This is a genomic window from Winogradskyella litorisediminis, from assembly GCF_042675765.1.
In the GTDB taxonomy this organism is placed as follows: Bacteria; Bacteroidota; Bacteroidia; order Flavobacteriales; family Flavobacteriaceae; genus Winogradskyella; species Winogradskyella litorisediminis.
In genome coordinates this window covers 300,899-323,047 of sequence record NZ_JBHTJL010000016.1, presented here as the reverse complement: position 1 = coordinate 323,047, position 22,149 = coordinate 300,899, and the positions used below count along the sequence as shown (strand labels likewise).

Annotated in this window: 15 protein-coding genes; 7 read left to right on the top strand and 8 right to left on the bottom strand. The window is 34.6% G+C overall.

Features of this window, described 5'->3' with window-relative positions; translation table 11 throughout:
* Nucleotides 1-121 precede the first annotated feature (121 nt).
* The 6 genes from ACFQ1Q_RS12610 to bshC all read right to left on the bottom strand — a co-directional run bounded on the left by ACFQ1Q_RS12610 (nucleotide 122) and on the right by bshC (nucleotide 7,268).
* Nucleotides 122-937, bottom strand: coding sequence for a hypothetical protein (locus tag ACFQ1Q_RS12610; protein ID WP_386132094.1), 816 nt, complete (start codon nucleotides 935-937; stop codon nucleotides 122-124).
* Between the two features lie 245 nt (nucleotides 938-1,182).
* Nucleotides 1,183-1,404, bottom strand: coding sequence for a DUF3820 family protein (locus tag ACFQ1Q_RS12605; RefSeq protein ID WP_386132092.1), 222 nt, complete (start codon nucleotides 1,402-1,404; stop codon nucleotides 1,183-1,185).
* Between the two features lie 3 nt (nucleotides 1,405-1,407).
* On the bottom strand, nucleotides 1,408-1,953 hold the full coding sequence (locus ACFQ1Q_RS12600; protein ID WP_386132089.1) for a DUF922 domain-containing protein: 546 nt from the start codon (nucleotides 1,951-1,953) through the stop codon (nucleotides 1,408-1,410).
* Nucleotides 1,954-2,047: 94 nt separating this feature from the next.
* Nucleotides 2,048-3,961, bottom strand: coding sequence for a LysM peptidoglycan-binding domain-containing protein (locus tag ACFQ1Q_RS12595; protein ID WP_386132087.1), 1,914 nt, complete (start codon nucleotides 3,959-3,961; stop codon nucleotides 2,048-2,050).
* 73 nt (nucleotides 3,962-4,034) lie between these two features.
* The gene (gene guaA / locus ACFQ1Q_RS12590) at nucleotides 4,035-5,570 is read right to left on the bottom strand and encodes a glutamine-hydrolyzing GMP synthase (RefSeq protein ID WP_386132084.1); all 1,536 of its coding nucleotides are present in this window, start codon (nucleotides 5,568-5,570) and stop codon (nucleotides 4,035-4,037) included.
* A gap of 90 nt (nucleotides 5,571-5,660) precedes the next feature.
* Complete coding sequence (gene bshC, locus ACFQ1Q_RS12585) at nucleotides 5,661-7,268, bottom strand: bacillithiol biosynthesis cysteine-adding enzyme BshC (protein WP_386132081.1); 1,608 nt, start codon at nucleotides 7,266-7,268, stop codon at nucleotides 5,661-5,663.
* 139 nt (nucleotides 7,269-7,407) lie between these two features.
* On the opposite strand from bshC, the gene ACFQ1Q_RS12580 reads away from it, so the two are divergent.
* Nucleotides 7,408-9,897, top strand: coding sequence for a M14 metallopeptidase family protein (locus ACFQ1Q_RS12580; RefSeq protein ID WP_386132078.1), 2,490 nt, complete (start codon nucleotides 7,408-7,410; stop codon nucleotides 9,895-9,897).
* Between the two features lie 206 nt (nucleotides 9,898-10,103).
* A complete protein-coding gene (locus tag ACFQ1Q_RS12575; RefSeq protein WP_386132075.1) occupies nucleotides 10,104-12,959 on the top strand; it encodes a M16 family metallopeptidase in 2,856 nt (951 codons plus the stop codon).
* Between the two features lie 80 nt (nucleotides 12,960-13,039).
* Here ACFQ1Q_RS12575 and ACFQ1Q_RS12570 read toward each other — a convergent pair whose 3' ends face one another.
* Complete coding sequence (locus tag ACFQ1Q_RS12570; RefSeq protein ID WP_386132072.1) at nucleotides 13,040-13,459, bottom strand: nucleoside-diphosphate kinase; 420 nt, start codon at nucleotides 13,457-13,459, stop codon at nucleotides 13,040-13,042.
* 178 nt (nucleotides 13,460-13,637) lie between these two features.
* Between ACFQ1Q_RS12570 and ACFQ1Q_RS12565 the strand changes: the two genes are divergently transcribed.
* From ACFQ1Q_RS12565 to ACFQ1Q_RS12555, 3 genes are read left to right on the top strand one after another with little or no spacing between them, the layout of a single operon-like run.
* Complete coding sequence (locus ACFQ1Q_RS12565; protein ID WP_386132069.1) at nucleotides 13,638-14,654, top strand: DHH family phosphoesterase; 1,017 nt, start codon at nucleotides 13,638-13,640, stop codon at nucleotides 14,652-14,654.
* A complete protein-coding gene (gene gldI / locus ACFQ1Q_RS12560; protein ID WP_386132066.1) occupies nucleotides 14,654-15,196 on the top strand; it encodes a gliding motility-associated peptidyl-prolyl isomerase GldI in 543 nt (180 codons plus the stop codon). Before ACFQ1Q_RS12565 ends, gldI begins: the two co-directional genes overlap by 1 nt.
* Nucleotides 15,189-16,409: a peptidylprolyl isomerase gene (locus ACFQ1Q_RS12555; protein WP_386132063.1), complete on the top strand. Its 1,221-nt coding sequence runs from the start codon at nucleotides 15,189-15,191 to the stop codon at nucleotides 16,407-16,409. Before gldI ends, ACFQ1Q_RS12555 begins: the two co-directional genes overlap by 8 nt.
* Before the next feature lie 74 nt (nucleotides 16,410-16,483).
* Here the strand turns inward: ACFQ1Q_RS12555 and ACFQ1Q_RS12550 are convergent, their stop codons facing one another.
* A complete protein-coding gene (locus tag ACFQ1Q_RS12550; protein ID WP_386132060.1) occupies nucleotides 16,484-17,950 on the bottom strand; it encodes an aminoacyl-histidine dipeptidase in 1,467 nt (488 codons plus the stop codon).
* Between the two features lie 63 nt (nucleotides 17,951-18,013).
* Here ACFQ1Q_RS12550 and ACFQ1Q_RS12545 point away from each other — a divergent pair, with 63 nt between their 5' ends.
* Both ACFQ1Q_RS12545 and ACFQ1Q_RS12540 read left to right on the top strand, forming a co-directional pair.
* On the top strand, nucleotides 18,014-19,081 hold the full coding sequence (locus tag ACFQ1Q_RS12545) for a DUF3810 domain-containing protein (protein WP_386132056.1): 1,068 nt from the start codon (nucleotides 18,014-18,016) through the stop codon (nucleotides 19,079-19,081).
* A gap of 79 nt (nucleotides 19,082-19,160) precedes the next feature.
* On the top strand, nucleotides 19,161-22,148 hold the full coding sequence (locus ACFQ1Q_RS12540; RefSeq protein ID WP_386132053.1) for an amidohydrolase family protein: 2,988 nt from the start codon (nucleotides 19,161-19,163) through the stop codon (nucleotides 22,146-22,148).
* Nucleotide 22,149 lies beyond the last annotated feature (1 nt).

Sequence of the window (22,149 nt, the reverse complement as noted above, 5' to 3'; positions counted from 1 at the left end):
TGTTTTCTTCGCTTTTTAGGCTTAGAAAATCATTTGACTTTTCGAAAATTTAAAGCTAACTTCGTTTAACGTCTGATATAAATCATCGAAACGACTTCATATTAGTAAAGTTGTAACCAATTTAAGCCTCATTTTCGACCAAACTTTTAAGATTTTCTATAAGAACTTTAGGAGGAATCTTTTTTGTTTCTAATTCTCTATAAATTTGAGGCCAAGAACTATTATCCTTCCATACAATTCCATGATTTTCAATTAAAAACTGTAATACAGGAATATTGTTTTGCTGTAGTTGTTTTGCAACATGACTAGTAATTCTATCAAAATGTTGTAACTGCCATAATGAAACTTCAATATCCCTATTCTGCGCATTAAATTGTTCTGCTAAATCGTGCGCAAGATTTTCATAGTCCACTCTTAAGGGAATAAGACGCTTTACTAAATCATCATATTCTACAGAATTGGACCTTAAAAGGTCACCAACAGTACTTCTACAAGTAGCATAGACTTTTACATTTTTCTGCCAATAATCATAAAGTGTATTGAATAAAATATTATGAAAATCTTCTTGAATATGAAATGGCTCACCATTTTCTAATCGCTTTGGGAACTGACCTTGTCTTAAAATTTGATAAGGAGGCAAATATTTGTCATCATTTAGAATTTCAAAATTATAAGAAACCATATTAATATATTTGATTTCTTTAGAAAGATTAATAATTGAAATAGTCAACTTGCAAACGCCTGGAGCAGAATTTGAAATATACCCAGTCCTAAATTCAAAATCCGGATTATTTTCAATAAAAGAGGATTTAAATTTCTTTTTCTTATTTTTTCCTATCCAATTATTGAATTTTTCCTTTATGTTAAAAACATTATTAGTTATTGCTAAAATTGCACCTGTAACGGTTAGAATAACCAACAATATTTTCAAATCCATAATTAATTACCCTTTAATTAGATTGATTAAAAGTCAAAAGTAATGATTTAAAAAAAATAAAATTATATTATTTTTATCAACAAATAAGTATAAACAAAAAACTGGCTACAACACCGTATATAATTTATTGCTAGTTCTAGCCTACTTACGAAAATCCTCGCGGATTTTCTATTCGGTTTGTATTTACTAATTTAGTTGCTTAACCACGCAACTACTAATAGCCGAAAACTTTAAACGAACCTCAACTAAAATTCCCGTTTAATTCTATAAATAATCTCCTCCAAACCATTTACTTTAATTTCATACATCTGTTGCATCATGTTGCCTAGTTTTCCTTTTGGGAAACCTTTTTGCTTAAACCAGGTGTAGTAATATTCTGGAATATCGACCAAATATTGGTCTTTGTATTTACCAAAGGGCATTTTGTATTTGGCGAGTTCTATTAAAGAGGCTTTATCGGGTTGCAAAAACTATTGGGTTTTAAACGCTTCGTAACGCTTTAATTGTTCCGTGATAAAAGATTGCCATTCGGCTTGTTTTTCTTTATTAATGGAATGATTGGTTTCTTCGTCGTACTGTTGTTGCATCTCGTAAGAGGCTTGGCTAATAGCTTTGTAGATTTTATTAAGCTGATTTTGTAAATGACGAGATGGCTGTAACTCGCTGATGTGTTTTCTAAATTTACGTGCGTGCAATTCGGTTATATTAAAATGCAACTGCTCGTGCTTTAAAATATGTGCGTCTGCCTCATTTGGCTTGTACCAAGATTCTTCTGGATAAAATAAACACTCAACATCTGCTGTAAATTCTGTGATTTTGTTTCCTGTTTTTCCTATGGAGAAACCAAAAGAAATTCCTGAAGCTGTCAATGCTGCCGCATCGGTATTTTTAACAGGTTTACCTTGAAAATCTTCCCAAGTTAAAGGTCTATTCTCGTCCCATGAAAAAGTGATGTCGTCCGCTTTTTGGGCAAAACAACCAATGGAGAAAAAAAGACAAAGGGTTAGGATTTTCAAGATATAAATTATTAATATGTGAGCTAGTTTGTATCGATTAAGATAAATAAAATACCACATTATTCATCTCAAATACAACGTTAAATCAGCGCTGTTATTGTTTTACCTCAACCACCCTTAAATTATCGAACATCACAATATAAGCTGCATCGTTAACATAACCACCAAACGTTTTTTTGATGTAGTGAAAACTATTTTCTAATTGTTCTGTAAGCAAGTCTTCTGGTAAATTAGATAAACCATCTTCCGAAGCTGATAAACGTAACAAAATGTCTAAGGTTAAGTCGAATCCTCGAACAGCATACTTACTTGGAGAAACTTTATATTTCTGTCTGTAAGCCTTTATAAAATCAGCTTCATTGTCTAAATCGTACTCTTTATTAATGGACGGATAATGAAACTTTAAATTTGATAAATGATAATTATTATCTGGTCCGTCGCTTTCAAAAGCGCGACTTTTATCTGTTGTCATTAACACTATTTCTCTTTGATCAACAGATTTTCCATTAATTAGACTAATAACGCTTGCTCCAAAAGAGGTATCATCGGTTTCTAGAAATACAATGTTTTTTCCGTCTTTAAAAATACCATCTAAACGCGTTGGATAAATAAAACTTAAATCCTTACCGTCTTTCATTTCTGTAAAAATCTGCTGAGCCTTTGGAAACTCTCTTTTTAATTGATTACTCACCTCTTTATGTGCTTGGTCTGCGATGATAATCATGTTGACGTAAGACGAATCTGATTTAACAAAATTTATCATTTTTTCCATCAGTATTTTATCCTCTGGAATAGTTTGATATACATTACGCGTTACTTTTGATGGCATCGCTAAAGGAGCAAATATCGGCACATCGTTACGGACCTCGGAAGCAAAACGGTCAAAAGTTTTAGTAAGCATCGGCCCAATTACTGCATCGTAATCCTCAAAATCTTCATCGTTAGTAACTCTTGCAACACGACCTGTATTAGCTTCAGTGTCAAATACTTTTAAGTCAGTTGAAATTCCTATTTTTTTTGCCGAATCTAATGCCATAATAACACCAGAATGGAAATCTAAAGCTGTACTTAATACTCTGTCAGTTTTCATCATTGCCTTGACCTCTTCAATAGAATCCATATCAATTCGGTTGAGTCGGAAAGGCAACAACACTGCTAAGCGTTTTGTTTTTCTGTTGTAAATTGTTTTAGATAAATCAGTTTGAATAACTTTTACTGTATCTTGAAATGCTTTCTTTTTAACCTCAGCGTCTTTAGGTATTTTTAAAACCATACCTTCTTTTAATCCGTCTTTTTTTAATTCAGGATTTAATTTTTCAAGTTCGTCTTGAGTTAAACCCAACTTTACTTTTAACCTGTAAAACCCTTCTTTTGGCTGTACAGCGTAGTAATTATATTTAGACGTGGTCTCTTTTTCTTCGTTATTAGAAATGTTAGGCACATTAAGCTCATCTCCTGGTTGAATGACATCATTCATATTAGGGTTTAAAGCTTCTAATTCTGGCACTGTAATCCCAAATTTATATGCAATACGCCATTTTCCTTCACTTTGCTGAACAGTATATTTCTTTAACGTATTAGATATCGTCTGTTTTGAAACCACAGTTTTAAATCGCGGAATTCGGATACGGTCACCTTTCTTTAAAACTTCAGAATATAATCGTGGATTGGCTTTTTTAATTTCATCCTCACTTACACCATATTGTTGTGATAAACCAAAAAGCGTTTCTTTTCGTTTTACTTTATGCTTTTTATAATCAATAACGGTTCGCGATGGCTCAACAATTTCTTGGTTTGTGACTTTTGAACTTGGTATTATTAAAATGGTATTAACGGCAAAATTTGTTTTTGCATCTGGATTTAAAGCATACAAATCAAACGGTGTGACCAGATATTGCTTTGCAATAGTTTCTATTGTTTCACCAGATTTTACTTTATGCGTTTTGTACTCTTGCGCATAAGCAGAAAGTGAAAAAACAAAAATGATTATCGCTAAAAAATTTTTCATAATACTTATAATTATTGAAATAAATTGAATGCTGAAGCACAAATGGTGCGACTGCAAACGGCCTAATGACCTACTATTCCCATTCAATAGTTGCAGGTGGTTTAGAGCTAATATCATAAACTACTCTATTAACACCTTTTACTTTATTTATAATTTCATTTGAGGTTTTTTGCAAAAACTCATATGGTAAATTTACCCAATCTGCTGTCATTCCGTCTGTACTTTCTACAGCTCTAAGCGCAACACATTTTTCGTAAGTACGCTCATCTCCCATTACGCCAACACTGTTGACTGGCAGTAATATTGCGCCTGCTTGCCAAACCTTATCATACAATCCCCAAGAACGTAAATTGTCTATAAAAACAGCATCAACTTCTTGTAATATACGTACTTTCTCTCTTGTTAGATCACCAAGGATTCGGATTGCTAATCCTGGACCTGGAAATGGATGACGACCGAGAAGTTGCGCATCCATATCCATAGATGCACCAACACGTCTTACTTCATCTTTAAATAATGCTTTTAATGGCTCAACGACTTTAAGCTTCATAAAATCTGGTAAACCTCCTACATTATGATGACTTTTTATCGTTGCACTTGGTCCACCAGTTGCCGATACGCTTTCTATGACATCCGGATAAATGGTGCCTTGTGCTAACCATTTAACATCTTTAATTTCGTTTGCTTCATCATCAAAAACCTCAATAAACACGCGACCTATGGTTTTACGTTTTTCTTCAGGATCACTCTTACCAGCTAAAGCATCCAAAAAGCGTGCCGAAGCATCTACACCTTTAACGTTTAATCCCATGCCTTCGTATTGTTTTAAGACATCTGTAAATTCATTTTTACGTAGCAATCCATTATTTACGAAAATGCAATAGAGATTTTTACCTATTGCTTTGTGCAATAACATCGCAGCTACTGAAGAGTCAACACCACCAGATAATCCGAGAACTACCTTGTCGTTGCCAAGTTTAACTTTTAAATCTTCAACCGTTTCTTCCACAAAAGCATTTGGAGTCCAATCTTGCTCACAATCTGCAATATCAACCAAGAAGTTTTCTAAAAGTTGGCGACCATCAGTAGAATGGTAAACTTCTGGGTGAAATTGGATGGCATAAGTTGGTTCTCCTTCAATTTTATAAGCTGCATTTTCCACATCAGCAGTACTTGCTAAAAGCTTTCCGCCGGTAGGTAATTTTTTTATGGTGTCTGAATGACTCATCCATACTTGGCTGCCTTCAGAAATATTTTTGAAAAAGTCTTCGCCTTCAGCAATGAAATTCAAGTTGGCTCTTCCATATTCTCTAGTGTTTGATTCTGCCACTTCACCGCCGGAAAAATGAGCTAAATATTGCGCACCATAACAAACGGCAAGCATAGGTTTTTTCCCGCGAATATCATCTAATTTAGGATGTAAAACCGCTTCGCCTCTTACCGAATTTGGACTACCAGATAACACTACAGCCTTAAAGCTGTCTGCATCTGAAGGAATTTTGTTATATGGATGAATTTCGCAATAGATATTTAACTCTCTAACGCGACGCGCAATAAGCTGTGTGTATTGCGATCCGAAATCTAAAATAAGTACTTTGTTGTGTTGCATACACAAAAATAGCAATTGATTTTAGATTGACGATTTACGAAATGTGATTTTTGAAGTATTTTTTTTAACAGATTTTTTAAGCTAAAACCTCTAAAGCGTTATAATTGTAAATTCCTTTTTTAGAGGTTCTAAATTTTCGATTAATTCTGGAATAAGTCGGTCTCCAAATTCTAGATATAGCTCTGAGAAATTAGTGTTACGCTCTTGTAAACTATTGTTAGGAAATAGTTGACTTTGCAAGTCCGTTGCTCGTGAAATTTCATCCGCAAGCTTTTTCTTCTGGGCTTTTAGTAATCGTTTTTCTAAATGTTGTAAACCTTTAATTTGCTTTTTTACTTGCGCATCAACAGCACCTATAAAAGATTTATCAGTTTGTTCTGCTAACGCATATAAATCTTGAAATTGTTTTTCAAGATGTTCAATTTGTTCTGTAAAATCGATGTCTATATTTGAGATTTGACGTACGCGTTTGTTAATAAAACTATCACGTTTTAAAAATAAATCTTTATTTGTAATAAGAAGTTTGTCTTGTTTACTTGCTTGTTTTTTGGTTTTTAATAATACCGAATTGCGCAGCAATAATATTGGAAACGTCACTTTCTGTGCTTCAAAATTGCTTTTAAGTTGAAACCAATATGCCATTTCTCCACCGCCGCCGATGTAGCAAAGGTTTGGTAATATCACTTCTTGATACAACGGACGCATAATAACGTTAGGTGAAAAACACTCGGGTTTTTCGTTTAAATGCAATTTCAATTCCTCTTTTGACCAAGAAATTTTGGTATCATTTACGTAAAAGCGATTGTCTTCAAAAACAATGCGTTCACGTAGATTTTTTGTAATGTAGAACAAATTAATTTCACGAGGATTTACTTGAATGTTATAACCTAATTCTTCAATCTTCTCGTTCGTTTCGTTGACCGTTTTAAGACCTGTTTGTTCTATTAATTCCTTTTGCATATGCGGAATAAACAAACGTTTTAATTCGCGGTCATCGGCTTCTAAAACGACTAATCCGTATTCTGCAAAAAGTGCGTTAGCCAAATAGCGTGTCGCATCAGCTAAATTATCGTGTTCTAAATAAGCATTTTTGAACCATTGCTTAAGTTGGTCGGCGTATTTACCTGGTCCGAATTCGGCTGAAATGATTTCATAAACGGCATCTAAACCTTCAGTAGTTAATCGCCCAACTGCGCCAGCATCATTATCCTCAACCTTATTTGGCCATTGAATTTTCTTTCCTTTAAAGTTAAAATAATTGATTTCGTCAAAATCATGGTCTTCCGACGCCATCCAATAGATTGGCACAAAATTATTATCGGGATATGTCTCTTTTAATTGCTTCGCCAAATTGATGGTCGATACAATTTTGTGCAGAAAATATAATGGTCCAGTGAATAAGTTGAGTTGATGACCTGTGGTTATGGTAAAGGTATTTTCAGATTGTAAGCTCTCTATATTTTGAAGGGTTAGTTCTGAAGCATCGAGATTTTTGTATTGATTTTTAAGAGCTTCAACTAAAATAGTTCTCGACTGCGCTCGAACGGACAAGCTTTTTTCTTCCAACTGTGCTTTAAAATTTTCCAACTTAGGAAAACGATTATAAAGCGGTTGCAATTCTGGTTTTTCATCCAAATAATCGCAGATAAACTTAGAAAAATAATTGGTTTCTCTATACGGTAAACAGTCGGTTGGCATTTGTAAACTTAAATTATGGCATAAATATACAGCAAGCATAAATGACAATTGCTAATTTTTAGTTAATATGAATAGCTAAAGCACTTTTTATAACATGCAGTATTTATTTTTACTAGCTTTGATACAAACTAACTAAACTATGCAAAGATTTTTATTAGCGTTACTTTTTATTTTAGCAATTAACCTAGATACATTTTCTCAAAACATACCTTCGCCTGATGAGTTTTTAGGCTATCCCATAGGAACACAATTTAGCAGACATCATCAAGTCATAGATTACTTTAAAGCTGTTGAAAACGTATTACCAAACCAAGTAATGTTAGAAAAATATGGCGAAACTTACGAGCGTCGTCCCTTATATGTTACATATATTTCTAGCGAAGAAAACATTAAAAATCTTGAAAGTATTCGTGAGAATAATTTAAAGAACACAGGTTTACTCAATGGTACTTCTAATAATCCTGAAGTTGCTATCGTTTGGTTAAGTTATAATGTTCATGGTAACGAAGCATCTAGTACCGAAGCGGCGATGCTAACGCTTTACAAACTTTTAACCGAAAAGCAAGATTGGTTAAAAAATACAGTAATTATTATAGACCCATGTATCAATCCTGATGGTCGTGACCGTTATGTTAATTGGTTTAACGAAACGGCAAGTATGCCATACGATATTGACCAACAAGCTAGCGAACATAGCGAACCTTGGCCAGGCGGAAGACCAAATCATTATTTATTTGATTTAAATCGTGATTGGGCTTGGGCAAGTCAGGTTGAATCTGCATCTCGGCTTAAAGTGTACAACAAATGGATGCCACACATTCATGTCGATTTCCATGAGCAAGGCATCAATGAACCGTATTATTTTGCGCCAGCAGCAGAACCATTTCATGAAATTATTTCAGATTTTCAGCGAGATTTTCAAACTGAAATTGGTAAAAACCACGCCAAATATTTTGACAAAGAAGGTTGGTTATTTTTTACCAGAGAACGTTTCGATTTGTTTTATCCAAGTTATGGCGACACGTATCCAACGTACATGGGCGCTATTGGCATGACTTACGAGCAAGGCGGACATGGACGTGCTGGTTTGGGTATTTTAAACGACGAAGGCCATGTATTGACTTTAGTTGAGCGTTTAACGCATCATACGACTACTGGTTTATCTACTGTTGAAATTGCTTCAAAAAATGCCAAACGTTTAAATGACGAGTTTGGGAAATTTTTCGATAATTCAAACTTGAAATACAAGAGTTACGCGCTTTCTGGTAATCCTGATAATATCGAAACTTTAAAAGAGTTATTGACAAAACACGATATTCAATTTGAAAATGGAACTTCTGGTAAAGTCAGCGGTTACAATTATACTACAGGAAATCAAGGCAGTTTAAACACTGATGAAAATACGCTTGTTGTGCATACCAATCAGCCAAAAGGTAAAATGGTAAAAGTGCTATTTGAACCCAATGCGAAACTTACTGACTCATTAACTTATGACATCACAGCTTGGAGTATGCCTTATGCATACGGTTTAGATGCTGTGGCTAGTACATCTAAAATACCAAGTAATGTAAACGCAAAAATCTCTCAAGTTGAGATTTTAAAAGACGCTTATGGTTATGTCAGCGATTGGAATTCTATGAAAGATGCCAAATTTTTAGCATCCCTTTTAAAAGCAAATTTTAGAGTACGTTTTACAGAAAAGCCATTCACATCAAATGGAAAAACCTTCGAACGTGGCTCTTTAATCATCACAAAAGGTGACAATGCAAAGTTGGAGAATATGCAGTCTAAGCTAAATGAAATCGTGAGAAAACACAATAAAACATTAGAGATAATCAATTCAGGCTTTTCACAAACCACACCAGATATTGGCTCGCCAGATATAAAACTCATCAACAAACAGAAAATTGCAATGTTGTCAGGCGAAGGCACATCGTCTTTGAGTTACGGCGCGCTTTGGCACTTTTTTGAGCAGCAATTGCAATATCCTGTAACGGCAATAAAAACCGATGATTTAAGCAGAACTAATCTCAATAAATATAACATACTTATTATGCCAAGTGGATATTATAGTCGCGTTTTGAATGAAGGTAACATGAAAAAACTTAAAGATTGGGTACGTTCTGGCGGAAAAGTAATCGCTATTGATGCTGCATTAAGAAGTTTTGCCGGTAAAGATGGTTTTAGTCTTAAATATAAAAAGAACGAAACCACAGATGAAAATTCAGAATCAAAAAATCTAATACCTTATGCAGAGCGAGAACGAAAAAATGCCAATAATTTAATTACAGGTGCCATTTTTAAAAGTCAGATTGATAACACACATCCGATGGGATTTGGTTACAATAAAGACTATTTCACGTTAAAAATTGGGAGTTCAGCTTATGCGCTTTTAGATAGTGGTTATAATGTTGGTCACATTTCGGACACTAATGTGTTTTCAGGCTTCGCAGGAAAAAATGCACTAAATAATTTAGAAAACACTTTAGTTTTTGGAGAAGAACGCATGGGAAGCGGAAGTTTTATTTATATGGCAGACAATCCATTATTCCGAAGTTTTTGGGAAAACGGAAAACTGTTTTTAGTCAACTCTATTTTTTTTGTAAATAATAATGCTTTCGAATTATAAATAACCGACGTCACTTCGAGTGTCTCGACTTTTTGTCGAGATGTATAGAGAAGCTTTCTAAGTGAGAATGGTTCTCGATATAAATTTTTCTCATTTGAATCGAAAAATTCACTCGAACTGACAACATAGATAAAAAATCATGAATTTCAATCTCGTCCCGATGCTTCGGCAGACAGTCGAGAGATAATTATAACAATCACCAAGCTATGAAACACATAAAATCCATTTGCTTTTTTGTCCTTACCGGACTCGTTTTCTTCGCATGTAAAGAAAATAACAATACTGAAACGGCTTCAGCAACATCAGAACTAAAAGTCGATTATGAAACTTTTGAACTCGATAATGGTTTAAAAGTTCTATTTCATATTGACCGTTCAGACCCAGTTGTTGCCGTGTCTCTAACTGCTCATGTCGGTTCTGCAAGAGAAAAAGAAGGTCGTACAGGTTTTGCCCATTTATTTGAGCATTTACTGTTTTTAGAATCTGAAAACCTTGGTAAAGGTGGACTTGATAAAATGAGTGCGCGTATTGGTGGCTCTGGCGCCAATGGTTCTACTAGTCGTGACCGGACAAATTATTTACAAACGGTACCAAAAGACGCTCTAGAGAAAATGATTTGGGCAGAAGCTGATAAATTAGGCTACTTCATCAACACTGTAACTGAGCCTGTTTTGGCAAAGGAAAAACAAGTCGTAAAAAATGAAAAACGCCAATCTGTAGACAACAGACCTTATGGTCATATGCAATATGTAATTGACAAAAACTTATATCCTCAAGGTCATCCGTATAGCTGGCAAGTAATTGGGTCTTTAGAAGATTTACAAAATGCTACACTTCAAGATGTGAAGGACTTTTTTAACCGATGGTACGTTCCGAATAATGTCATTTTAACGATTGCAGGCGATTTTGATAAAGAGCAGGCAAAACAGTGGGTGAAGAAGTATTTTGATGAAATTCCTCGCGGCGAAAATATACCAGAGTTAGAAAAACAACCTGCAGTTTTAGAAAGTACAAAGCGTTTGTATTATGAAGATAATTTTGCTCGTGCACCACGATTAACCATGGTTTGGCCAGGTGTACCTAATTATCATGAGGATTCTTATGCCTTAAGCGTGTTGAATCAATATTTATCACAAGGGAAAAAAGCTCCATTAGATAAAGTGTTAGTGCAAGATGAACAGCTGACAAGTTTTGTTGGTATGGGTGCATATAATTCTGAAGTTTCTGGACAAATTCAATTAAGTGTAACAGCTTTTGACCAGGTGGATTTGGATGATGTGGCGAAAGCAATAGATAAAGCTTTTAAACAATTTGAAGAAAACGGAATTTCTGAAGATGACCTCAACCGCATCAAAGCTGGTCAAGAAACCAATTTTTATAATGGTTTGTCAAGTGTTTTAGGCAAAGGCGCAAATTTAACACAATATGAGATGTTTGCTGGTGATGCCAGTTTTATCACAAAAGATGTTGAGAATATCTTAGCTGTAACTCCAGAAGATGTGATGCGCGTTTACAACACATACATTAAAAATAAAAACCATATTGCAGTAAGTTTTGTACCAAAAGGTGAAACAAGTATGGCTTTAGAAAATTCTAAATTGGCAGAAGTTGTTGAAGAACAAATTGTGGATGGTGCAGAAGAGTCTTTTGACGCGTCAATCGCAGCCACTTACGAAAAAACACCATCTAGTTTTGATAGAAGCATAGAGCCTCCTTATGGCGAAAGTCCTGATGTAAAAGTACCCGAAGTTTGGAAAGAAAATTTAAACTCTGGGATTAGTGTAGCAGGTATTGAAAATGATGAAGTTCCTTTGGTACGATTCCAAATGAAGATTAAAGGCGGTATGTTGTTAGAAAATAAGGACAAAATCGGAGTTTCTAATTTGATGGCAGAATTAATGACACGAGGCACGAAGAATAAAACCCCAGAACAATTAGAAAACGAAATTGAAAGTTTAGGTGCAAGCATTAGTTCTTACGCAACAGATGATGCGGTATATATTACAGGTAGCTGCTTATCTAAACATTTTGATGCAACTATGGATTTAGTAACAGAAGTTTTACTAGAGCCACGTTGGGACGAAAAAGAATTTGCGCTAGCTAAACAAAGCGTAAAAAGTAGTATACAACGTCAAAAGGCAAACCCAAACGCTATTGCTGCCAACGAATATGCCAAATTACTCTACGGCAAAGACCATATACTTGCACAAAACAATCAAGGAACAGAAGCGTCTGTAGAGTCGATTACAATTGAAGATTTAAAATCTTATTACAATACTAACTTAACTCCAAAATTAGCATCATTAAATGTGGTTGGAGATATTTCTCAAGAAAAAGTAATTTCAAACTTAGAAACCATCAATAAAAAATGGGAAGCTAAAGACGTAACAATTCCAGAATTACCAGAAGTAAAAACGCCAAACAAATCCACCGTATATTTCTACGACGTACCAAATGCAAAGCAATCGCAATTGCGTTTTGGATATCCAGGACCAAAAGCAACTGATGATGATTACTATGCAGCAACTGTCATGAATTACAGACTTGGTGGCGGAGGATTTGCTTCGCAACTTACCCAGCAATTACGAGAAGGAAAAGGTTACACATACGGAATACGCTCAAGCTTTAGTGGAGATGAATTAACCGGTGATTTCCAAATTTCAAGTGGTGTACGAACAAACGTAACTTACGAATCTGCAGCCTTGATTAAAGAAATACTAGAAAATTACGCCAAAGATTTTGATAGCACTGATTTAGAAGTAACAAAAGGATATACTATAAAAAGTAACGCAAGAGCTTTTGAAACTCTTGGTGCAAAATTGCGTATGTTATCTAACATAAGTGAGTTAGGTTACGATGACGATTATGCCAAACAAAGAGAAGCTATTGTAAAATCATTAACTGTTGAAGATATAAAAGGTCTAGCTGGCAAATACCTCAATCCAGACCAAATGATTTACTTGGTTGTTGGCGATGCTAAAACACAACTCGATAAATTAGAAAAACTTGGTTTTGGAAAACCTGTGTTGTTGAATCCTACTTTTAAAGGACTAGACCAGTAAGTCAGTTGAAATTTGAACATGAAAAATAAAAAGCCAATGCAAATGCATTGGCTTTTTAATATATCTAAACCATGAAAGTCTTAAAACATCTCTCTACCTGAGAAATGAAAAGCACCTTCAATAGCCGCATTTTCGTCGCTATCACTTCCGTGAACTGCATTCTCTCCTACAGAGTCAGCATATAATTTACGAATAGTTCCTTCTGCAGCTTCAGCTGGATTTGTAGCTCCAATTAATGCTCTAAAATCTTCAACTGCATTATCTTTTTCTAAGATTGCTGCAACAATAGGACCACGCGTCATAAATTCTACTAATTCTCCAAAGAAAGGACGCTCATTGTGTACAGCGTAAAATTCTTCAGCATCAGCTTTTGTCATTTGCGTTAATTTCATTGCTACTATTCTAAATCCTGCAGCGTTGATTTTTTCTAATATTGCGCCGATGTGTCCTTTTTCAACAGCATCTGGCTTTAACATTGTAAATGTTCTGTTAGTTGCCATATTTTCTTTTTTAGCTTCACCAAAACCCTTGGCGAATTCGCGTGCAAAAATACGCTATTTTATAAAATAAGCAAACAACAATTTTACGTTAATTTTTGGAGTTTTCTTATCTGATTTTGGCCATAAAATAGACTAAAACATTTCAAGGATTTCCTATTAAATTGTATATTGGTCGGCTATGAAACAAGAAGATATCATTGCTATAAAAGCCCTACTAAGTACACCTAAACGAATGGTAATAATTCCACATAGAAATCCTGACGGAGATGCTATGGGTTCCACTTTGGGTTTAATGCATTATTTAAAACTTTATAATCATGATGTTACGGTAATTGCCCCTAACGACTATCCTGATTTTTTAAAATGGATGCCAAGTGAATCATCTGTATTAAAATTTGATGAACAAACCGAGGCGACAATTACACTAATAAACAATGCAGATATTCTGTTTACACTAGATTTTAATGCTTTACATAGAACAGGGCATGAAATGGCAGAAGTTCTTAATAAAGCCGAAGGTTTAAAAATTATGATAGACCATCACCAAGCGCCAGATGATTATGCAGCATACATGTATTCTGATGTAACTATGTCATCAACTTGTGAGATGGTTTATAATTTCATTGAAATGTTAGGCGATACTGATAAAATTTCAGAAGATATTGCAACTTGTATTTATGTTGGTATTATGACAGATACAGGTTCTTTTCGATTTAGGTCTACCACAAACCGTACTCACCAAGTCATTGCATCTTTAATTGAAAAAGGTGCCGATAATACCGAAATTCATAATAAAGTCTATGATACCAATAGCTTTGACAAACTCCAACTATTGGGACGTGCACTACAGAATTTGAAAGTTATACCTGAACTTCATACAGCATACATTACATTATCTCAAGATGAGTTGAATACTTTTAATTTTAAAAAAGGAGACACTGAAGGAATTGTAAACTATGCATTATCTATTAATGGCACAAAATTGGCTGCCATTTTTATTGAGAACACACAAGAAGGCATCATAAAAATATCTTTAAGAAGCAAAGGCGATTTTTCTGTAAATGAATTATCTAGAGCTCATTTTAACGGAGGAGGACACACAAATGCAGCTGGAGGACGCAGCGACTTACCTCTCAATGAAACCGTTGAAAAATTTATTGCTATCTTGCCTGAGTATAAAACCCAACTCGCTTAATGAAACACCTGCTATTATGCTTTATATTAGTTTGTTTATGCTTTGGCTGTAAATCGCCAGAAGCTAGACCACCAGTAACAACTAAATCAGGCTCTTTTATTAAGGAATCTGTTGAGCGTAATAAAAAACTTAACAAAAGAGAACGAGAAAAAATTCAAGAAGTTATTTCCAAAAATCCAAACAAAAACTTTGTGGCTTCCGAAAATGGTTTTTGGTATCATTATAATATTAAAGTTGAGGAAAATTTAAAAACTGCCGAATTTGGAGATAAACTAGAATACACTTACAATATTTCTAATCTCAATAATCAACTTATATACTCAGAAGAAGAACTTGGAGAGCAAGTTTATTACATGGATAAAGAAGAATTATTTTCTGGCTTAAGAGAAGGACTCAAACTTATGAAGCCGAAAGAAGATGTTACTTTTATATTTCCATCACAAAAAGCTTATGGCTATTATGGCGATGAAAAAAAAATTGGTACTAATGTACCATTAATTGTAAACGTAAAATTAAAAACAATAACCCAAAACAATGATTAAAAAAATTTTTATTCCGGTTGTGGCCTTACTTTTATTAGCAACAACAAGCTGTAAACAGCCGCGTTACGATTTAGAAGACGGATTATATGCCGAATTTGTAACAAATATGGATACAATGGTCGCCAAATTGTATTACGAAAAGGCACCAGTTACCGTTGCAAATTTTGTCGCTTTAGCAGAAGGAGAACACCCATTAGTTAAGGAAGAATATAAAGGAAAAAAATACTATAACGGGACTACTTTTCACCGCGTTATGGATAATTTCATGATTCAAGGTGGTGACCCAACTGCAACTGGCAGTGGCGATCCAGGATATAAATTTGAAGATGAATTTAGTAATGATTTAAAACACACAAAGCCAGGTATCTTGTCTATGGCAAACTCAGGACCAAACACTAACGGTTCCCAATTTTTTATTACTGAAAAAGCTACTCAATTCTTAGATGCTTATCAAGCCGATGGCACACTTAAAAAATGTGGACGCTTTCCAGGAGGAGGATGTCACGCAGTATTCGGAGAGCTAGTCTTAGGTTTAGATGTACAGGATTCTATATCTAATGTTAAAGTTGGAGCAGCAAATAAACCAATCGAGGATGTTGTTTTAAAGGAAGTAAATATAATCCGAATTGGTTCTGAAGCTAAAAAGTTCAATGCACCAAAAGTTTTTACAGAAGAACTTCCAAAAATTAAAGAGAGAGTTGCTGCTGCTGAAGAAGAAGCTCGTAAAAAAGCTGAAGAAGAAAAACGTATTACAGAAGAAAAGAAAGCAAAAGCTGCTGCTGAGTTTAAACCTACATTAGATGATTACACTGCAAAAGCTAAATCTTTGCCATCTGGTTTAAAAGTGCACTACTTAAACAAAGGAAATGGTGCAAAACCAAAAACTGGGCAAACGGCAATGATAAATTATCAAGGTTATTTTACAGATGGTAAATTGCTTGATAGTAATTTAAAAGATGTTGAAGAACGTTACGGAATGTTCAATGCTCAAAAATTACAACGCAACATGTATGCTCCAACACCTATGAAGGTAAGCCCAGATGCACCGTTATTTGGTGGGTTTAAAGAGGCTTTAGCATCTATGCGTGTTGGTGATAAAGCATTCTTTTATTTTCCATCGCATTTGGCTTATGGTGAAGCTGGACGCGCACCATTAGTGGAACCTAATACCGATTTAGCATTTATAATAGAGATGGTAGATATTCAGAAGTAATTTTGAAAGTTTATAAAACCAAAAAAGCAGCTATTCTTTAGGATGGCTGCTTTTTTTTTGAATATATTTTTAAATTATTTCTTTTTTGGAATATGTTTCAAAATCTCCAAAACAAACTCCCAGTATTTTTGAGTTGAAGAAATCTGAGCGCGTTCATCTGGCGAGTGCGCGCCTTTAATGTTTGGTCCAAAACTAATCATATCCATTTCAGGATAATTTTGTCCCAATATTCCACATTCTAAACCAGCATGGCAAGCAGCAACGTGCGGTTTTTCTCCATTATTTAAACGCTCGTAAATTGGCACCATCACTTTGAGAATATCAGAATCCATATTTGGAGCCCAACCTGGATAATCTCCAGAAAATTCAACTTCGCATCCAGTCAATTCAAAAGTAGCACGTAACATATTTGCTAAATCGTATTTAGACGTTTCTACCGAGCTTCGGGTTAAACAACCTATTTTTATTTGGCCATTCTTTACAACTACTCTAGCAATATTATTGGAGGTTTCCACCAAATCTGGAATATCTGCACTCATTCTATAAACGCCATTTAATGCTGCGTAAAGTGCTCGTGTTAAACCTTCTTGAACGCCTAAATCCATTATTTTTTTTGGTGTGTTTATTTTAGAAATTTCAATTTCTAAATCCGGTTCCATTGTTTTGTACTCTTTCTTTATAATTTCAGAAAGTGTAGACATTTCAGATTTAAAATGCTCTTCATTTACAGCATCAATTGCAACGATAGCCTCACTTTCTCGTGGAATAGCGTTTCTTAAACTACCGCCATCAATTTCAGAAATACGTAATCCAAATTTTTCAAAACCGTCAAATAGTAAACGATTCATCAACTTGTTGGCATTACCTAAACCTTCGTGAATTTGCATACCGGAATGTCCGCCTTGCAACCCCTTTACAATTATCTGATATCCAATTTTAAACTCAGGAGTTTCTTCTTCGCTATATTCTCTTGTTGCGGTAACATCAACACCACCGGCACAACCAACACCAATCTCGTCATCTTCTTCGGTATCCAAATTCAGAAGAATTTCACCTTTTAACAAACCTCCTTTTAAGCCCATTGCTCCTGTCATTCCTGTTTCTTCATCAATAGTAAACAAAGCTTCTAACGCAGGATGCTCAATAGTTTTACTTTCTAAAACAGCCATTATTGTGGCTACACCAAGACCATTATCAGCGCCGAGCGTGGTGCCATTAGCTTTTACCCAATCACCTTCAACAAACATATCAATGCCTTGTTTGTCGAAATCAAAAATTGTGTCATTATTTTTTTGATGTACCATGTCTAGGTGACTTTGCATCACAATAGGTTTTCTGTCTTCCATTCCTGAAGTTGCAGGTTTTCTGATTATAACATTGCCAACTTCATCTTCAATAGTTTCTAATCCCAAATTAGCTCCAAAGTCTTTCATGAATATTATGACACGTTCCTCTTTTTTTGAAGGTCGCGGAACTGCATTTAAATCTGCAAATTTGTTCCACAATGCCTTTGGCTGTAATTGTCTTATATCTTGATTCATTTTTATCATTTTTTTACAAAAAACAAAGGTAACCAAACTAAAAGTATTTTCTATTTTTGAAACATGCGTATTACAAAAAAAGGAGCTTTACTTGTTTTTTTCGTACTTCAAATCATTGGATTGAAAATTATAAGACATTTTCCGCATTTTGTGGAGAACTATTATAGTAATGGTCTTTATGTTTTTCTATCAAAAGTGATGCGATACACCTTTGGTTGGCTGCCAATTTCTGTTGGAGATGTTTTATATACTTTTGCTGTAATTTATTTATTTCGCTGGATTTGGAAAAATTTTAAACGCATTTACAAAGACACTATCAATTGGTTTCTGGATGTCATAGCAACACTTTCAATAGCTTATTTTGCTTTTCATTTACTTTGGGGTTTAAATTATTACCGTCAACCTTTGCATAAGTCGTTGGACTTAAAAGCTGATTACTCAACTGAAGAACTTATAAATTTCACTCAAAAACTTATTGAAAAATCTAATAAAATTCATGCACTTCTTGCAGATTCGGATAGTATGAAAGTTGTTTTTAATTATTCAAAATCTGAGATATCTGCTAAAGTGCCTCAGAGTTACCAGAAGCTTTCACAAGAATTTCCACACTTAAAATACCATCCAAAAAGTTTAAAAAAATCCCTTTTCACATATCCTTTAACTTACATGGGTTTTTCGGGTTATCTCAATCCATTTACCAATGAAGCCCAAGTTAACGGACTTATTTCATCATACAAATATCCAACAACATCTTGCCACGAAGTCGCTCACCAATTAGGTTATGCTGCAGAAAACGAAGCCAATTTTATTGGTGCTTTAGCGGCTATAAATAATGAGGATTTATATTTTAAATACTCAGGTTATACCTTTGCATTACGCTATTGTTTGGCGGAAGTTTTTAGAAGAAATCCAGAAGTTTATTCCGAATTACTTTCTAAACTAAACCTTGGTATTTTAAAAAATTATCAAGAAGTAAAAGATTTTTGGCAACAGTACCAAACACCGATTGAACCGTTTTTTGAAAAAACTTTTGATACCTTTTTAAAAGCTAACAACCAATCTGCCGGTATGAAAAGCTATAGCTATGTCGTGGCACTTTTGGTGAATTATTTTGATAACAAGCCGCTTTGAAAACGTTAAAAATTCACAATTAAATTTCAGATTTATCCATTAATCTTATCTTTAGAACACTAATTTAACTAACTTATTTATGATTAAAGTTTATCTACGACTGCTCTTATTGATGTGCAGTGTTTCGGTATTTGCTCAAGATTACTTTCCGAGTAATTCTGGCGTAAAATCTGACAACAACAGTAATTACATGGCGTTTACAAATGCTACTATTTACGTGTCTCCTTCTGAAGTTATTAAAAATGGAACACTCTTAATAAAAGACGGAAAAGTAGTCAACGTTGGTAAGTCTGTAAGTCTTCCAAAAAATACGACTAAAGTCGATTTATCTGGCAAATCTATTTATCCTTCTTTTATTGATTTACACACCACATTTGGTGTGGACAAACCAAAACGTGGTGGTAACGGTCCTTCTTATGGACCAAGTCGAAGCGGTTTTTATTGGAATGATCACGTTATGCCAGAGCAAGATGTAATGGCAAGTTTTAAATACGACGCCAAAGAAGCTTCACAACTTCATAAGCTAGGTTTTGGAGTTGTTAATACTCATATGCCAGACGGAATTGTTCGTGGTACTGGTGCGTTAATAGCGCTTAATAACGATGCAGATAATTCTCTACGCGTTGTTGATGGAGAAACCACACAAAATTTCTCTTTTAGTAAAAGTGTAAAATCTCGTCAAAATTATCCGTCTTCAATTATGGGAAGCATGGCATTATTACGTCAAATGTATGATGATGCTAAATGGTACGCCGCAGGAAATGTGGATACGCGCGATTTATCTCTTGAAGCTCTAAATGAAAATAAAAACTTATTACAAATTTTCGAAGCTGGAAGCAGAGCAAATTTACTTAGAGCAGATAAGGTTGGAGACCAAAGCAATATACAATATACTATTGTTGGTGGTGGCGATGAATACGAACGTATTGATGAAGTTAAAGCTACAAATGCCACAATAATTTTACCGATAGATTTTAGAATGGCTTATGATGTTGAAAATCCTTTTTTAGCTTCAACTCTAGCATTAAGTGACATGCGAGCTTGGAATCAGGAACCTCATAACCCAAGACTTTTAGCCGAAAATGGTGTTAGATTTTCACTAACAACGCACGGTCTTAAAAAGAAAAGTAGTTTTAAATCTAATTTAATGAAAGCTATCGAAAGTGGCCTTTCAAAAGAAAAAGCTCTAGAAGCTTTAACAACTATACCTGCACAATTATTAGGAAAAACAGACCTTTTAGGCTCTTTAAAAAAAGGAGCTTATGCTAATTTTTTAATAACCTCTGGTGATGTTTTTGAAAAAGACAGCAAGCTTTACGAAAATTGGGTACAAGGTATGCAGCATATTATTGCTGATATGAATGTAAATGATATTGATGGCGATTATACTTTTAAATTGGCCGGAGATGATTACAAACTCAACATTTCTGGAAGTACAAGTAAAGCGAAAGCAAAAATTGAATCTGGTGAAAAAAGTCTTGGTACAAAAATAGATTACAACGGTGATTGGGTAAATCTTACAATGAAAACCGCTGATAGTACAAAAAATGAATTTGTCAGAGTCGCTGCTAATTCAACGAATAAAAATGTGCTCCGTGGTACAGCAATACTGCCAAACGGAAGTGAATATGTGTTTTTCGCTACAAAAACAGATATTGAATCTTCAGAAAAATCCAAGGATAAATCAAAGGACAAAAAAGATAGTGAGCAACCATTTATGAGTCCACTCACCTATCCTAACATGGCCTACGGTTATACCGAAAAACCAAAAGCTGAAACCCTATTATTTAAGAACGCAACAATTTGGACAAATGAAAGTGAAGGCGTATTGGAAAACACAGATTTACTTATTAAAAATGGAAAAATTGCTAAAATCGGAAAAAATCTCTCAGATGGCAGCGCTAAAATTATTGATGCTAAAGGAAAGCATATTACCGCAGGTGTTATTGATGAGCACTCGCACATAGCAGCCGCTTCAATAAATGAAGGTGGCCAAAATTCATCTGCTGAAGTTACTATTGAAGATGTTATTGATGATGAAGACATAGACATTTACAGAAACTTAGCTGGTGGTGTCACTTCTATTCAAATTTTACATGGCTCGGCAAACCCAATCGGTGGTCGTTCTGCTATTATTAAATTAAAATGGGGAGAATCTGCTGATGGTTATATTTATGACAATTCACCAAAGTTTATAAAGTTTGCTTTAGGTGAAAATGTAAAGCAATCACGTTCTAGCAGAAACGAACGTTTTCCTCAATCTCGAATGGGCGTTGAACAAGTTTTTATTGATTATTTCAGTAGAGCAAAAGCGTATGACGAAGCTAAAAAAAGTGGAAAACCATACAGAAAAGATACCGAAATGGAAGTTTTAGCTGAAATTTTAAATGGTGAGCGCTTTATTTCTTGTCACTCTTATGTTCAAAGCGAAATTAATATGTTAATGAAAGTGGCGGAGCAATTCAACTTTAGAATTAATACATTCACACATATTCTCGAAGGTTACAAAGTCGCTGATAAAATGAAGAAACACGGAGTTGGCGGCTCAACGTTTAGTGATTGGTGGGCTTACAAATATGAAGTAAATGACGCCATTCCATACAACGCAGCAATTATGCACAATGCAGGTGTAACGGTAGCAATAAATAGTGATGACGCAGAAATGTCGCGTCGCCTTAATCAAGAAGCTGCAAAATCTATAAAATATGGTGGCATAAGCGAAGAAGAGGCTTTAAAGTTTGTAACCTTAAATCCTGCGAAATTATTACACATTGATGACCGTGTCGGAAGTCTAAAGGTTGGTAAAGATGCGGATGTTGTATTATGGAGCGACCATCCACTTTCGGTATATACTAAAGCAGAAAAAACAATTATTGAGGGTGTTACATATTTCGATTTAGAGAAAGATAAGCAAATGCGAAAAGCTATTGCTAAAGAAAAAAGCGAATTGATTAATAGAATGCTTCAAGAAAAAAATAAAGGTTTAAAAACGCAACCCGTAAAAAAAGCAGAAAAAGCTTTGTTACATTGCCATTCTGAAGAATCTGGACTTTTAAAAACATATTAAA